The organism is Erwinia sp. V90_4 (assembly GCF_029967685.1).
Taxonomy (GTDB): domain Bacteria; phylum Pseudomonadota; class Gammaproteobacteria; order Enterobacterales; family Enterobacteriaceae; genus Erwinia; species Erwinia aphidicola.
Genome location: NZ_JASCAQ010000064.1, coordinates 70,002 through 83,072 on the forward strand (window position 1 = coordinate 70,002; position 13,071 = coordinate 83,072).

16 protein-coding genes are annotated in these 13,071 nt (G+C 58.0%); 10 read left to right on the plus strand and 6 right to left on the minus strand.

Going from position 1 to position 13,071, the window contains the following annotated elements:
- Positions 1 to 13: 13 nt before the first annotated feature.
- Together QLG07_RS19955 and ruvX are read left to right on the plus strand one after the other, a co-directional pair.
- Positions 14 to 577, plus strand: coding sequence for a YqgE/AlgH family protein (locus QLG07_RS19955; RefSeq protein ID WP_048917247.1), 564 nt, complete (start codon positions 14 to 16; stop codon positions 575 to 577).
- Positions 577 to 999 carry a Holliday junction resolvase RuvX gene (ruvX, locus tag QLG07_RS19960; RefSeq protein ID WP_180276752.1) on the plus strand — a complete coding sequence of 141 codons (423 nt, stop codon included), beginning with the start codon at positions 577 to 579 and terminating at the stop codon, positions 997 to 999. The genes QLG07_RS19955 and ruvX overlap by 1 nt, the downstream gene beginning before the upstream one ends.
- A gap of 79 nt (positions 1,000 to 1,078) precedes the next feature.
- Here the strand turns inward: ruvX and QLG07_RS19965 are convergent, their stop codons facing one another.
- Complete coding sequence (locus QLG07_RS19965; protein ID WP_048917249.1) at positions 1,079 to 2,071, minus strand: type IV pilus twitching motility protein PilT; 993 nt, start codon at positions 2,069 to 2,071, stop codon at positions 1,079 to 1,081.
- A 15-nt stretch (positions 2,072 to 2,086) separates the two neighbouring features.
- Here QLG07_RS19965 and QLG07_RS19970 point away from each other — a divergent pair, with 15 nt between their 5' ends.
- The 4 genes from QLG07_RS19970 to hemW all read left to right on the plus strand — a co-directional run bounded on the left by QLG07_RS19970 (position 2,087) and on the right by hemW (position 5,165).
- A complete protein-coding gene (locus QLG07_RS19970; protein WP_282470035.1) occupies positions 2,087 to 2,800 on the plus strand; it encodes a YggS family pyridoxal phosphate-dependent enzyme in 714 nt (237 codons plus the stop codon).
- 8 nt (positions 2,801 to 2,808) lie between these two features.
- A complete protein-coding gene (locus QLG07_RS19975; RefSeq protein WP_048917250.1) occupies positions 2,809 to 3,348 on the plus strand; it encodes a YggT family protein in 540 nt (179 codons plus the stop codon).
- A 94-nt stretch (positions 3,349 to 3,442) separates the two neighbouring features.
- Positions 3,443 to 4,036, plus strand: a complete 594-nt coding sequence (locus QLG07_RS19980; RefSeq protein WP_282470020.1) for an XTP/dITP diphosphatase — start codon at positions 3,443 to 3,445, stop codon at positions 4,034 to 4,036.
- Positions 4,029 to 5,165: a radical SAM family heme chaperone HemW gene (gene hemW, locus QLG07_RS19985; RefSeq protein WP_282470021.1), complete on the plus strand. Its 1,137-nt coding sequence runs from the start codon at positions 4,029 to 4,031 to the stop codon at positions 5,163 to 5,165. Before QLG07_RS19980 ends, hemW begins: the two co-directional genes overlap by 8 nt.
- Before the next feature lie 82 nt (positions 5,166 to 5,247).
- Here hemW and QLG07_RS19990 read toward each other — a convergent pair whose 3' ends face one another.
- The 3 genes from QLG07_RS19990 to trmB all read right to left on the minus strand — a co-directional run bounded on the left by QLG07_RS19990 (position 5,248) and on the right by trmB (position 7,120).
- Complete coding sequence (locus tag QLG07_RS19990; RefSeq protein WP_048917253.1) at positions 5,248 to 5,961, minus strand: DUF2884 domain-containing protein; 714 nt, start codon at positions 5,959 to 5,961, stop codon at positions 5,248 to 5,250.
- 113 nt (positions 5,962 to 6,074) lie between these two features.
- Positions 6,075 to 6,401, minus strand: coding sequence for a YggL family protein (locus QLG07_RS19995; RefSeq protein WP_048917254.1), 327 nt, complete (start codon positions 6,399 to 6,401; stop codon positions 6,075 to 6,077).
- Positions 6,401 to 7,120 (minus strand): tRNA (guanosine(46)-N7)-methyltransferase TrmB, encoded by a 720-nt coding sequence (gene trmB, locus QLG07_RS20000; protein ID WP_133622796.1) that lies wholly within the window; start codon positions 7,118 to 7,120, stop codon positions 6,401 to 6,403. Before trmB ends, QLG07_RS19995 begins: the two co-directional genes overlap by 1 nt.
- 240 nt (positions 7,121 to 7,360) lie before the next feature.
- On the opposite strand from trmB, the gene mutY reads away from it, so the two are divergent.
- The 3 genes from mutY to mltC are packed head-to-tail and all read left to right on the plus strand — an operon-like array spanning position 7,361 to position 9,853.
- Positions 7,361 to 8,449 carry an A/G-specific adenine glycosylase gene (mutY, locus tag QLG07_RS20005; RefSeq protein WP_282470036.1) on the plus strand — a complete coding sequence of 363 codons (1,089 nt, stop codon included), beginning with the start codon at positions 7,361 to 7,363 and terminating at the stop codon, positions 8,447 to 8,449.
- The gene (locus QLG07_RS20010; protein WP_048917257.1) at positions 8,449 to 8,721 is read left to right on the plus strand and encodes an oxidative damage protection protein; all 273 of its coding nucleotides are present in this window, start codon (positions 8,449 to 8,451) and stop codon (positions 8,719 to 8,721) included. The genes mutY and QLG07_RS20010 overlap by 1 nt, the downstream gene beginning before the upstream one ends.
- Positions 8,722 to 8,773: 52 nt before the next feature.
- Positions 8,774 to 9,853 carry a membrane-bound lytic murein transglycosylase MltC gene (gene mltC, locus QLG07_RS20015; RefSeq protein WP_048917258.1) on the plus strand — a complete coding sequence of 360 codons (1,080 nt, stop codon included), beginning with the start codon at positions 8,774 to 8,776 and terminating at the stop codon, positions 9,851 to 9,853.
- A 45-nt stretch (positions 9,854 to 9,898) separates the two neighbouring features.
- Here mltC and QLG07_RS20020 read toward each other — a convergent pair whose 3' ends face one another.
- Both QLG07_RS20020 and QLG07_RS20025 read right to left on the minus strand, forming a co-directional pair.
- Positions 9,899 to 10,729 (minus strand): phosphoenolpyruvate hydrolase family protein, encoded by an 831-nt coding sequence (locus QLG07_RS20020; RefSeq protein ID WP_048917259.1) that lies wholly within the window; start codon positions 10,727 to 10,729, stop codon positions 9,899 to 9,901.
- A gap of 2 nt (positions 10,730 to 10,731) precedes the next feature.
- The gene (locus QLG07_RS20025) at positions 10,732 to 11,952 is read right to left on the minus strand and encodes a Tm-1-like ATP-binding domain-containing protein (RefSeq protein WP_282470022.1); all 1,221 of its coding nucleotides are present in this window, start codon (positions 11,950 to 11,952) and stop codon (positions 10,732 to 10,734) included.
- A gap of 286 nt (positions 11,953 to 12,238) precedes the next feature.
- On the opposite strand from QLG07_RS20025, the gene QLG07_RS20030 reads away from it, so the two are divergent.
- A complete protein-coding gene (locus QLG07_RS20030) occupies positions 12,239 to 12,871 on the plus strand; it encodes a TetR/AcrR family transcriptional regulator (protein ID WP_282470037.1) in 633 nt (210 codons plus the stop codon).
- Positions 12,872 to 13,071 lie beyond the last annotated feature (200 nt).

Sequence of the window (13,071 nt, forward strand, 5' to 3'; positions counted from 1 at the left end):
CAGAACATTAAGTATGAATTTACAGCATCACTTTTTGATTGCCATGCCTACGCTGCAGGACCCGCTGTTCAAACGTTCAGTGGTCTATATCTGTGAACATAATAGTGATGGAGCGATGGGGATAATCGTCAACAAACCGATGGAAAACCTGACGGTTGACGGCATCCTGCAAAAATTGAAAATCTCCCCGGCACCGCGTGATAGCGAAGCGAAGCTGGATAAGCCGGTGTTTGCCGGCGGCCCGCTGGCGGAAGATCGCGGATTTATTCTGCATTCGGCGCAGAAAACCTTTTCCTCCAGCATTCGGGTGTCGGATAACACCGTGATCACCACTTCGCGTGACGTCCTGGAAACGCTGGGCACGCCCGAGCAGCCCGAGCACGTGCTGGTGGCGCTGGGCTACTGCGCCTGGGAGAAAGACCAGCTGGAAACCGAGCTGCTGGAGAATGCGTGGCTCACCACCCCGGCCAACAGCAATATCCTGTTCCACACGCGTATTGCCGAGCGCTGGCGTGAAGCGGCGAAAAGTATTGGCGTGGATATCCACAATATCGCCAGTGATGCAGGGCACGCCTGATGAGCCCTCAGACTCTGCTCTCTTTCGACTTCGGAACCAAAAGCATTGGCGTGGCCATTGGCCAGCAGCTGACCGGTACCGCCCGCCCGCTGGCTGCACTGAAGGCCAACGATGGCGTTCCCGACTGGAACAAAATTGAAGCGCTGCTGAAAGAGTGGCAGCCGGACCGCGTGGTGGTGGGGTTACCGCTCAATATGGATGGAACCGAGCAACCTCTCACCGCACGGGCGCGTAAGTTCGCCAACCGCCTGCACGGCCGCTTTGGCGTACAGGTTGATCTGCACGATGAGCGCCTCAGCACCGTCGAGGCCCGCGCCGAACTGTTTGAACGCGGCGGCTTTCGCGCCCTGAGTAAAGGCAGCGTCGACTCGCTCTCTGCGGTGATTATCCTGGAGAGCTGGTTCGAGAATAATTATTCGTAAATGTCATCGGGTCAGGCACGCCTGCCCCCTACAACATCGCCGTAGGGTCGAGGCATGCCTCGACCGCTGCTGAGTCAACTTAACCTAATAATCCCCTTCTCTGCCGCTCCGCCATGCTCTGCTCGAAGGTCTGCATCCCCAGCTGACTGCCGGTCTGCAACAGCGCGGGCAGCTGGTGTGTTTTACCCTCGCGGATCAGGTTCGCTACTGCCGGGCTGTTGACCAACACCTCGAACAGCGCTACTCGCCCCTGCTGCGCCGCCACTAAACGCTGAGCGATCACCGCTTGTAAACTGCCTGCCAGCTGGCTGCGCACCAGATTCTTTTCGCTGCCCGGAAACACATCCACCAGCCGCTCCACTGCCTGAGCGGCGCCGCGGGTGTGCAGCGTCGCCAGCACCAGGTGCCCGGTCTCCGCGGCGGTCAGCGCCAGCTGGATTGTCTCGGCATCACGCAGTTCCCCCAGCAGGATCACATCAGGGTCCTCGCGCAGCGCCGCGCGCAGCCCATCACCAAAGCGGGTAAAGTGCTGGCCCATTTCACGCTGCTGGATCAGCGACTGCGCGCTGCTGTGCAGAAACTCGATCGGGTCCTCCAGCGTCAGGATATGGCGCCGCTGCTGCTGATTCATCGCCGCAATCAGCGCCGCCAGCGTGGTCGACTTGCCGCTGCCCGTCGCGCCGACGACCAGCACCAGCCCCTCCTGAAGCTGTAGCAGCGTCTGGCTGATGGCGGGCAGGTGCAGCGCTTCCAGCGGCGGACAGTGGCTGGCAATCAGGCGCAGCGCCAGCGACAGGCCGCAGCGCTGACGAAACAGGTTGGCGCGCAGCCGCACGCCATCCGGCATGGTCAGGGCAAAATCCACCTGCCCGCTGCGCGCCAGCTCCTGATGCTGGGCCGTGCTCAGCCAGCGCAGCGCGAAGCTCTCCAGCCACTCATCGCGCATCACCCCTTCACCCTCAATGCGCTCCAGGCGACCATTACAGCGCCAGAAGGGATAATGACCACTGCAAAGGTGCAGATCGCCTGCATTATGCTTTACACTAAGGGCCACAATTTCTTCAATATCCATATTTTCTCCCTGACTATGACTTCGATTGAGCACAACTTACAGCAAGTCCAGCTGCGGATCTCAGCGGCGGCAGCACAGTGCGGGCGCGATCCGAAAGAGATTACGCTGCTTGCAGTGAGCAAAACCAAACCCGCGAGCGCGATCGAAGAAGCAGTGGCTGCCGGGCAGCGCTGCTTCGGCGAAAACTACGTGCAGGAAGGCGTGGATAAAATCCAGCTGCTGGCTAATCCTGCACTCACCTGGCACTTTATCGGTCCGCTGCAATCCAACAAGAGTCGGCTGGTGGCGGAGCACTTTGACTGGTGCCATACCGTTGACCGTCTGCGCATTGCCAGCCGCCTTAACGACCAGCGCCCGGCAGGGTTGGATGCACTGAATGTTCTGATTCAGGTAAATATCAGTGACGAACAGAGTAAATCAGGCATTATGCTGGCTGACCTGCCTGCGCTTGCTCAGCAGATAGCGGAAATGCCGCGTCTGAAACTGCGCGGGCTGATGGCAATCCCGGCGCCGGAAAGCGACTACGCACGGCAGCTGGCGGTGTGTCAGCAGATGGCGCAGGCTTTCAAGCAGCTGCAACAGGATTACCCCGGCGTCGACACGCTGTCGCTGGGAATGAGTGACGATATGGCTGCTGCTATAGCGGCGGGCAGTACCATGGTGCGTATTGGCACTGCAATTTTCGGCGCGCGCGACTACGGTCAGGCCGCTGCTAATCACAACAACTGAGGAACCTCATGCTAGCGTTGATCTTTCTGGTAACAACCGTGATGGCGATTTATATCAAAGTGTTGTTACTGCGCATCTGGATGCAGTGGGCGCGCTGCGACTTCTACAACCCGTTCTCACAGTTTGTGGTGAAAATCACTCAGCCGGTGGTAAAACCGCTGCGACGCATTATCCCCTCTATCGGGCCGCTGGATAGCGCCTCCCTGCTGATTGCGTATATCGTCAGCGTACTGCTGGGGCCGGTGCTGCTGCGTCTGTTCGTGCCGGATCCGATCTTCCTCTACCTCGGCCTGGTTATCCTGGTGAAAGCCGCCGGCGTGCTGGTGTTCTGGGTGATCATCGTGCGCTCACTGATGAGCTGGATAAGCCAGGGGCGCAACCCGGTTGACTACGTGCTGATCCAGCTGACCGAGCCGTTAATGGCCCCGGTGCGCCGCATTATTCCGGCGATGGGCGGCATCGATTTCTCAGCAATGGCGGTGATCCTGATCCTCTACATGCTGAATTTCTTAGGCCTTGAATACATCCCAGGCTGGGCCCAGTTCTAATCTAACCGTCGCCTTTTACCCTACAGGTGCGTTGGTCGCCTTCCTGTAGGGCAAAATTCCCGGTTATATCACTCTTCATTGTTGTGGATTAACTATGCAAAAAGTCGTACTCGCCACCGGCAACCCCGGTAAAGTTCGTGAACTGGCTGACCTGCTGGCCGCGTTTGGCCTTGATATCGTGGCGCAGACGGAACTGGGCGTGGAGTCAGCCGAAGAGACCGGCCTGACCTTTATTGAGAATGCCATTCTGAAAGCGCGCCACGCGGCAGCCGTCACCGGCCTGCCGGCGATTGCCGATGACTCCGGTCTGGCGGTCGATGCGCTCGGCGGCGCACCAGGAATCTACTCGGCGCGCTACGCGGGCCTTGACGCCAGCGACCAGCAGAATCTTGACAAGCTGCTGGTCACGCTGGGTCCCGTGCCGGATGGCCAGCGCCAGGCGCAGTTCCACTGCGTGCTGGTCTATCTGCGCCATGCTGAAGACCCAACCCCGCTGGTATTCCACGGCAGCTGGGAAGGTGAAATCACCCGCGCTGAAGCAGGCCAGGGAGGATTTGGCTATGACCCGATCTTCTATGTGCCGGAATTAGGGAAAACGGCGGCAGAGCTGACAAAGGACGAAAAGCGTGCGGTTTCTCATCGCGGTAAAGCGTTGAGCCTGCTGCTGGACGCCATGAAAAATGGTTAAGCTGCCCCCGTTAAGCCTGTACATCCACATTCCGTGGTGCGTACAGAAATGCCCGTACTGCGATTTCAATTCCCACGCGTTAAAAGGCGAAGTGCCGCACGAGGAGTACGTGCAGCACCTGCTGAACGATCTGGATATCGACCTGCCGCTGACCGGCGGGCGCGAGGTCAGCACCCTCTTTATTGGTGGCGGCACCCCGAGCCTGTTAAGCAGCGAAGCGATGCAGATGCTGCTGGATGGCGTGCGGGCGCGCCTGCCGCTATCGCCAACGGCTGAAATCACCATGGAAGCCAACCCCGGCGCCGTGGAAGCCGACCGCTTCAGCGGCTATCAGCGCGCGGGCATCAACCGCATCTCGATTGGCGTGCAGAGCTTCAGCGCCGCCAAGCTGGAGCGGCTGGGGCGCATTCACGGCCCCGAAGAGGCCCGGCGTGCCGCAAAGCTGGCGGAAGACCTCGACCTGCGCAGCTTTAACCTCGACCTGATGCACGGCCTGCCCGATCAGTCGCTGGCCGAAGCGCTGGACGATTTACGCCAGGCAATTGCCCTCAACCCACCGCACCTGTCGTGGTATCAGCTGACCATTGAACCGAACACGCTGTTCGCCTCACGGCCGCCGCGCCTGCCGGATGAAGACGACCTGTGGGATATTTTCGAGCAGGGGCATCAGCTGCTGAGCGCCGCCGGCTATCAGCAGTATGAGACTTCGGCCTACGCCAAACCGGGCTATCGCTGCGAGCACAACCTAAACTACTGGCGCTTTGGCGATTACCTCGGCATCGGCTGCGGCGCGCACGGCAAGCTCACCCAGCCAGATGGCACGATTATTCGCACCACCAAAACCAAGCATCCGCGCGGTTTTATGGCTGGGAAATATCTTGATAAGCGCCATGAAGTGGCGGACAGCGAGAAGCCATTCGAGTTCTTTATGAACCGTTTCCGCCTGCTGGAAGCCGCGCCGCGTGCCGAATACAGCCTTTACACCGGTCTTGCGGAAAGCACCATTCGCGCGCAGATCGACAGGGCACTGGCGAAGGGTTACCTGACGGAAACCGCGGAATACTGGCAGATTACGGAGAAGGGGAAGCTGTTCCTGAATTCGTTGCTGGAGCTGTTTTTAACGGAATAAAAAAGGCCGACCGGTAAAAAGGGTCGCCCCTGAGAGCGGTAGGGGCTGACCTTCTTTTTCGGTCAGCCCGCATAAACCACGACTACTTCAATCCGGCAATCAGCGCCTTGCGTTGCCCTTCCAGCGCGGTCACGCGATTACACACCTCATGACCAAAGTTCTGGAAATCCTGCTCCTGATTGCTCCACTCGGCCTGAATTGCCTGCTGTAAGCCACCAAGGTTGCCCATAATCGCCTGCAGAGGATTATCGCCGCTGGTCTGCTTGCTGCCCATCTCGTTCAGGCTGTCCTGCACCACGCCGCCCAGCGCGTTCTGCACCAGCTGTTCACCGTCCTGACGTACCTGATTGACCGCCTGATGGTGGAAGGTCAAGCCGTCGCTGCGGTGCTCAATAATGCGGTTCATCTGCTGCTTGAGCTGGCCGTCCAGCGTCGTCAGGCGCTGACGCACCTTGCTGTTTTCACCCAGCTTCTGCACCACCACCCGGTCCAGCGCCACGCGGCCTTTCTCCAGGCGCTGCTGGGCACCACTATCAATCCACGGCAGGTCGCGGCGCAGCGCGCCTTGGTAATCAATGGCTTTCTGGCGCGTGGCGGCGTCAACATCGACCACTTTGCCGTTGCGCTGCACATCGCCTACCGGAGAGATTGCCAGTTTACCGCTGGCACCCACCACCTCAACCTGGTTTGGGCTGATGATGATGTCGTCCTGAGGATTCACGCTGCACTGGTAATCTGCCTGTGCCTGACCGGCGGCCAGCAGCAGTAATGCCCCGCTGAAAAGCGCTTTGCGCATAAATTTCGCTCCTTGATTGAGAAAGGGCCGATCGAAAAAAGATCGGCCCTTACAATGGGTGATGTGCTTTCTCTCGTAGGGGCTGACCCTCTTTTTCGGTCAGCCCTGACAAGTTAGTCCCACCAGACGTCGAAAAGTTCGGTCACTTTAACATCGTTTAACTTACGCGCTTCCAGCCAGTTCTTCACCAGTTCGCGGTGCTCATCGGTGCATTTACCGATTTTCTGCAGGCAGATCAGACCTTCCCACTGCAGGTAGCCGCTGCCGTCAAACGCCAGGCCGTTAGGGTCGATCACTTCATTGATCAGGGCATCAACCGTACTGTCGATGGTCTCTTCGCTACTGCCTTCCGGGAAAGTGAAGCCCACGGAAAAACCTAACTCCTGAAACTCATCAATGTGCATTTTCTTACGAAGACGACGACTGCGTTGTGTAGCCATTATTTAACCCTCTCAAACATCAGATCCCAAACACCGTGGCCAAGACGCTGGCCGCGCTGCTCAAATTTAGTTAACGGTCGTGATTCCGGGCGTGGCACCCAGTTAGCCGTTTCCGACTGGTTTTTGTAACCGTCGATGCTGCTCATCACTTCGAGCATATGTTCAGCATAGGCTTCCCAGTCGGTTGCCATATGGAACACGCCGCCCAGCTTCAGCTTGCGCATCACCAGCTCGGCAAACGGCACCTGCACGATGCGGCGCTTATTGTGGCGCGCTTTATGCCACGGATCGGGGAAGAATAGCTGCACCATACGCAGCGAATTATCCGGGATCATGGTGTTCAGCACTTCCACCGCGTCATGGCACATCACGCGCAGGTTATCGACGCCCGCTTCCTGCGCCGTAGCCAGGCAAGCCCCCACGCCAGGCGAGTGCACTTCAATGCCGAGGAAGTTCTGCTGCGGATTGCTGGCCGCCATTGACACCAGCGAAGCGCCCATGCCAAAACCAATCTCTAATACCACCGGCGCATCACGGCCAAACAGCGTGGTTAAATCGACCGGTTCCGGCTGATACTCAACGCCCATCACCGGCCACAGCTGATCCAGCGCCTGCTGCTGGCCTTTAGTCAGACGGCCCTGGCGGCGCACAAAGCTGCGGATCCGGCGCATAGCGCGGCCGTTTTCGTCAAATTCCGGTGAGATAACATCGTTTTTCATGATTCTGCCTGCGGCTGTGCACTTTGGAAAGCGGGCATTATGCCTTCAGGAAGGCAAAACATAAAGACCGCCCTGCTTGTCAGCTTACCCGGCTAGCAGTATAGACGCCGCAGGCATCGCTGGCTGCATCCGGCCAGCAATGCGATAACAAATTACCGTGATTATCCGGTTTACACTCCTTACTGTCTGTGCTGGAATCCCTGCCTGATTTTTAGCAACGACAGGGCGGCGGTTTCGATGATGCAGGCAGCACAATTTTCTCAGCAGGTACTGGCGTGGTATCAGCGCTTCGGGCGGAAAACCCTGCCGTGGCAGCTGGAAAAAACGCCCTACAAAGTCTGGCTGTCCGAGGTGATGCTGCAACAGACGCAGGTCGCCACCGTCATCCCCTATTTTGAACGCTTTATGTCACGCTTCCCGACCGTTACCGACCTCGCCGCCGCGCCGCTGGATGAAGTACTGCATCTGTGGACCGGCCTAGGCTATTACGCCCGCGCGCGCAACCTGCATAAAGCGGCGCAAAGGGTGGCCGAGAAGCATGGCGGTCTCTTCCCGCAAACCTTCGAAGAGGTCGCTGACCTGCCCGGCGTCGGGCGCTCCACCGCCGGGGCTATCCTCTCTCTGGCGCTCGGTAAGCATTTCCCTATTCTTGACGGCAACGTGAAGCGCGTGCTGGCGCGCTGCTATGCGGTGGATGGCTGGCCGGGGAAGAAAGAGGTGGAGAAACGCCTGTGGCAGATCAGCGAAGAGGTCACCCCTGCCGAAGGGGTCAGCCAGTTCAATCAGGCGATGATGGATCTGGGCGCAATGGTTTGCACACGCTCCAAACCCAAGTGCGAGATCTGCCCGCTGAACCTCGGCTGCATTGCCTATGCTAACAGCAGCTGGGCACAGTACCCTGGCAAAAAGCCGAAGCAGACTATCCCACAGCGCACCGGCTGGCTGCTGCTGATGCAGCAGGGGCAGGATGTCTGGCTGGAGCAGCGCCCGCCGGTGGGGCTGTGGGGCGGGCTGTTCTGCTTCCCGCAGTTCAGCACTGAAGAGGAGCTGCGCCAGGCGCTACGCAACAACGGGGTGGATGACCAGCGGCTGCAGCAGATGACTGCCTTCCGCCACACCTTCAGCCATTTCCATCTGGATATTGTGCCTATGTGGCTGGATCTGCCTTCGGCCCGTGTGGCAATGGATGCCGGGCCGGGTCTCTGGTATAACTTAGCGCAGCCGCCCGCCGTAGGGCTGGCCGCGCCGGTGGAACGTCTGCTACAGCAGCTGCGTCAGCCGCAGCAAATGGCGCTGAGCGCTCGCGCGACAGAAGAAGAGGAAGAGTAATGAGCCGAACTATTTTTTGCACGTTCCTGCAACGTGACGCCGAAGGGCAGGACTTTCAGCTGTATCCGGGCGATGTGGGTAAGCGCATCTACAACGAGATTTCTAAAGAAGCCTGGTCAAAGTGGATGGCAAAACAGACTATGCTGATCAACGAAAAGAAACTCAGCATGATGAACCCAGATGACCGTAAGCTGCTGGAGCAGGAGATGATTAAGTTCCTGTTTGAAGGCCACGAAGTCCATATCGAAGGTTATACCCCGCCAGAAGAATAAGCGTTGGGCCTCACAGATGAGGCCCTCTCAATTGTGGGCGAAGCATTAAACGATGAACAAGAAACTGATAAGTCTGCTGGTTATTGCACCATTACTGATCTCCTGCTCCGGCAAGAAACAGAATAACTATCATGAAGAGTGGGTTAAAGACACCAACGGCTTTGATATCCTGATGGGTCAGTTTGCCCACAACATTGAGAATATCTGGGGCATTAACGAAGTACTGATCGCCGGTCCAAAAGACTACGTGAAGTACAGCGATCAATATTATACCCGTAGCCATATCAACTTCGACGCCGGTAGCATCACCATTGAAACCATCGCCGGAACGGATCCTATGGCCAGCCTGCGCCAGGCGATTATCACGACCCTGCTGATCGGCGAAGATCCGGGTAATGTCGATCTGTACTCCGACGTCAACGATATTCAGATCAGTAAAGAGCCGCTGCTGTACGGCCAGGTGCTGGATAACACCGGCCAGCCGATCCGCTGGCAGGGGCGCGCCGCCAGCTTTGCTGATTACCTGATCCAGAATAAGCTGCAAAAGCGTAATTCTGGCCTGCATGTGATCTGGTCCGTCACCATTCCGATGGTGCCAAACCACCTCGACAAGCGTGCGCACAAATACCTGCCGATGGTGCGTAAAGCCGCCGAGAAATACGGGGTCGATCAGTCGCTGATCCTGGCAATTATGCAGATTGAATCGAGCTTCAACCCCTATGCGGTCAGCCATGCGGATGCGCTGGGCCTGATGCAGGTCGTGCAGCACACCGCCGGGGTCGACGTTTTCCGTATGAAGGGGAAATGGGGCAAGCCGAGCCGCAGCTATCTGCTGGACCCGGAAAACAATATCGATGCCGGTACCGCGTACCTGTCGATACTGCAGGGCAGCTACCTGTCCGGCATCAGCAACAGCACCTCGCGCCGCTATGCGGTGATCACCGCCTACAACGGCGGAGCGGGCAGCGTGCTGAGGGTGTTCTCCAGCGATAAAAATCGCGCCTTCAGCAACATTAACGATATGTCACCGGCGCAAGTCTATCAGCAGCTGACCACCAACCACCCGTCAGCGGAATCACGCCGCTACCTGGTGAAAGTGACCAACGCGCAGAAAGGCTATCACCGCTACTGACAGCCGCAGAGGCCGGGCATGCCCGGCCTTGTTTTTGGCTGCTATTTAGCGACTGATGTTTTTGAATTTTTTGGTGGTGTCGGTCAGCGCCACTTCGGTTGGCAGGCGTTCCATCGAACTGGCACCGTAGAAGCCGTCGCACTGCGGGCAGTTTTCGAGGATGTACTGCGCATCTTGCGGGCTGGAGATTGGCCCGCCGTGGCACAGCACAATCACATCTTCACGCACCGCTTTGGCCGCAGCGGCCCACTCGTTGATCAGCGGCACACAGTCCCTGAGCTGCAGGGCGGTTTCTGCACCGATATTACCGCCGGTGGTCAGGCCCATATGCGGCACGATGATATCCGCACCCGCTTCGGTCATGGCCACCGCGTCTGCGGCGCTAAACACGTAAGGGGTGGTCAGCATCTCTTTCTGATGCGCCAGACGGATCATCTCCACTTCCAGCCCGTAACCCATGCCGGTCTCTTCCAGATTGGCGCGGAAATTGCCGTCAATCAGGCCCACCGTCGGGAAGTTCTGCACGCCGGAAAAACCCAGCGCCTTGAGGTCGTCGAGAAACTTATCGAAATTGCAGAACGGATCGGTGCCGTTGACGCCAGCCAGCACCGGCGTCTGTTTCACTACCGGCAAGACCTCTTTCGCCATATCAACGACGATCTCGTTGGCATTGCCGTAGGCCAGCAGCCCGGCCAGTGAACCCCGCCCGGCCATGCGGTAGCGGCCGGAGTTGTAAATGACGATCAGATCGATACCGCCAGCCTCTTCGCACTTGGCCGACAGCCCGGTCCCCGCGCCGCCGCCGATGATCGGCTCGCGGCGGGCAATCATCTGTCTGAACTTAGTCAGCAGCTGCTGACGATTAAAAGCAGGCATAGTTATTTTCCTCTGGGTGCCAGTTGGCGAAATTGAGCCACCGCCGCAGCGGCAAATTGTGGATGATTAATATTCCACGGCAGTCTGATTATTTGTCGCAGCGTGGTTTGCTTTAGCTCAGCTTCCAGCGTGCGGATAAAGGCCCGATCCGCTTCCGGTGACCAGAACGGCTGGCCTTCTGCATCCAGCGCCGAGAAGCCACCTTCCGGGATCAAAAAGCGGATCTCGCCCGCGCAGCGGTTGAGCTTTTCCGCGATCCAGCGTGCCATCGCCACATTCTCTTCTACCGTGGTGCGCATCAGCGTCACCTGCGGATTGTGGTGATAGAACAGGCGAGCCGCGTACTTTGCCGGAATAGTGGAAGGATGGCCGAAGTTGACCATATCCAGTGCCCCGCAGGAGATGACGCAGGGTACTTCGCTGCGCGCCAGCGCATCAAAACGATCTTCACCGCAGGCCAGTACGCCCTCAAACAACAGATCGCACACCTCGGTGGTGGTCAGATCCAGCATCCCGCAGAGCATATGGCTGTCCGCCAGCTTCTCCATGGCTTTGCCGCCGCTGCCGGTGGCGTGGAATACCAGACAGTCATAGTCGGCCTCCAGCCCGCTGCTGACGGCCTCAACGCACGGTGTGGTAACGCCAAACATCGTCAGGCCGATAGCCGGCTTATCGCTGCTGTCCGGCGGCACGGAAAACATTACCGCCCCGGCAATCTGATGCGCGGCATTGCCCAGCACCCGGCGCGAAATGCGGTTCAGCCCGGCAACATCCGTCACCGAGTAAAGCATGGCGATATCGCTGGCGCCGATATAGCCGGAAACGTCACCGGACGCCATGGTGGAGACCATCAGCTTCGGGATGCCCACCGGCAGCGCCTGCATTGCGGGCGTGATCAAGGCCGTACCGCCCGAACCGCCTAAGCCGATCACCCCGGCTACATCATCGCGCTGGCTAAGGAAAATCTCAAAAGCCTTGGCCATCGCCACTATCGCCTTCCCCCTGTCGCCACAGAACACTGCACCGCGCCCTTCAGGGTGGAAATCCGCCACGGTTTCGGCAGAAATATCACCGGTAAAAGGTGTGCTAAGTTGTTGAGTTGACAGGTCAACTGTAACGACTTTTACCCCAGCCTGAGCAATCAGCCCGCTGACGTAAAACAGTTCCCTTCCTTTAGTATCCGCTGTCGCAACAGCGTAGATGGATCCAGTATCATTATTCATTGGCGTTAAAAAAACCTGTTATTTAGATTAATAAAGAGTTGATTAACTTGAGATAAAAACGTAAATAACCATAAGGTACAAAGAAACCACACTAAGTGACGCTAACAGTAGCACCTTGAAGATTGATAAATCAATTGAATGAAATATGAGTCTCTTAGTGATTTTGACTACGCTTATATGACCTGGGAGCAGCAGCAACCCTCCCCGGGCAGTCAACGCCGGTGACACTTATAGCTGTCTGCCGACCCGAAGATGAGATCGTTTGAACTGGAAAAATGAGGTTATCGTGGAGCAAAGGGATTCCGCTGGGGTGTTAGGGTTAACATCAACACGCGCAAGAACACGCCGCTTACTGATTGATACAGCGATGAAATTGTTTGATAGCGGGGCCTTTCCCTCTATCACTGAAGTAGCCCAGGAAGCGCAGCTGTCGCGCGCCACGGCTTATCGCTACTTCCCCACGCAAAGCGCGCTGGTCTCAGCTATCGTCACGGAGACGCTTAGCCCGATTAAACACTGGCAGCCGACCAAAAAGGATGCCAGCGAGCGCATTGATGAGCTGCTGAGCTTTGCCTTTCCGCGCATGCTGAAGCATGAAGGTACGCTGAGGGCCGCGCTGCACCTGTCACTAACCCAGTGGGCGCAGTCGCAGTCGACCGATGCGGTGCCGCCCAAAGAGAAGCTGGTGCGCGGCAATCGTAAAGCGATGCTGACCCAGGTCGCCGCGCCGCTGAGTAAAGAGCTGCCGCCCGCGCTAATGGAGCGCGTGCTGCAGTCGCTGTCGCTGGTTTACGGCTCAGAGATTTTTCTGGTGATGAAGGATATCTGGGGCTGTGACAACGATGAGCTACAGGATATCGGCAAGTGGATTGCCAAAGCTATCGTGCGCCAGGCGCGGGAAGATGCTCTGGAACTGTAATAAAGCGTGGGTTAGTACCGGGCGAGGCATGCCTCGCCCCTGCGCTGAACCACCTTAACGGTCGGGCATGCCTCGCCCCTGCGCTGAACCACCTTAATGGTCGGGCATGCCTCGCCCCTGCGCTGAATCACCTTAATGGTCGGGCATGCCTCGCCCCTGCGCTGAGTCACCGTAGTGGTCGGGCATGCCCGACCCAGTTT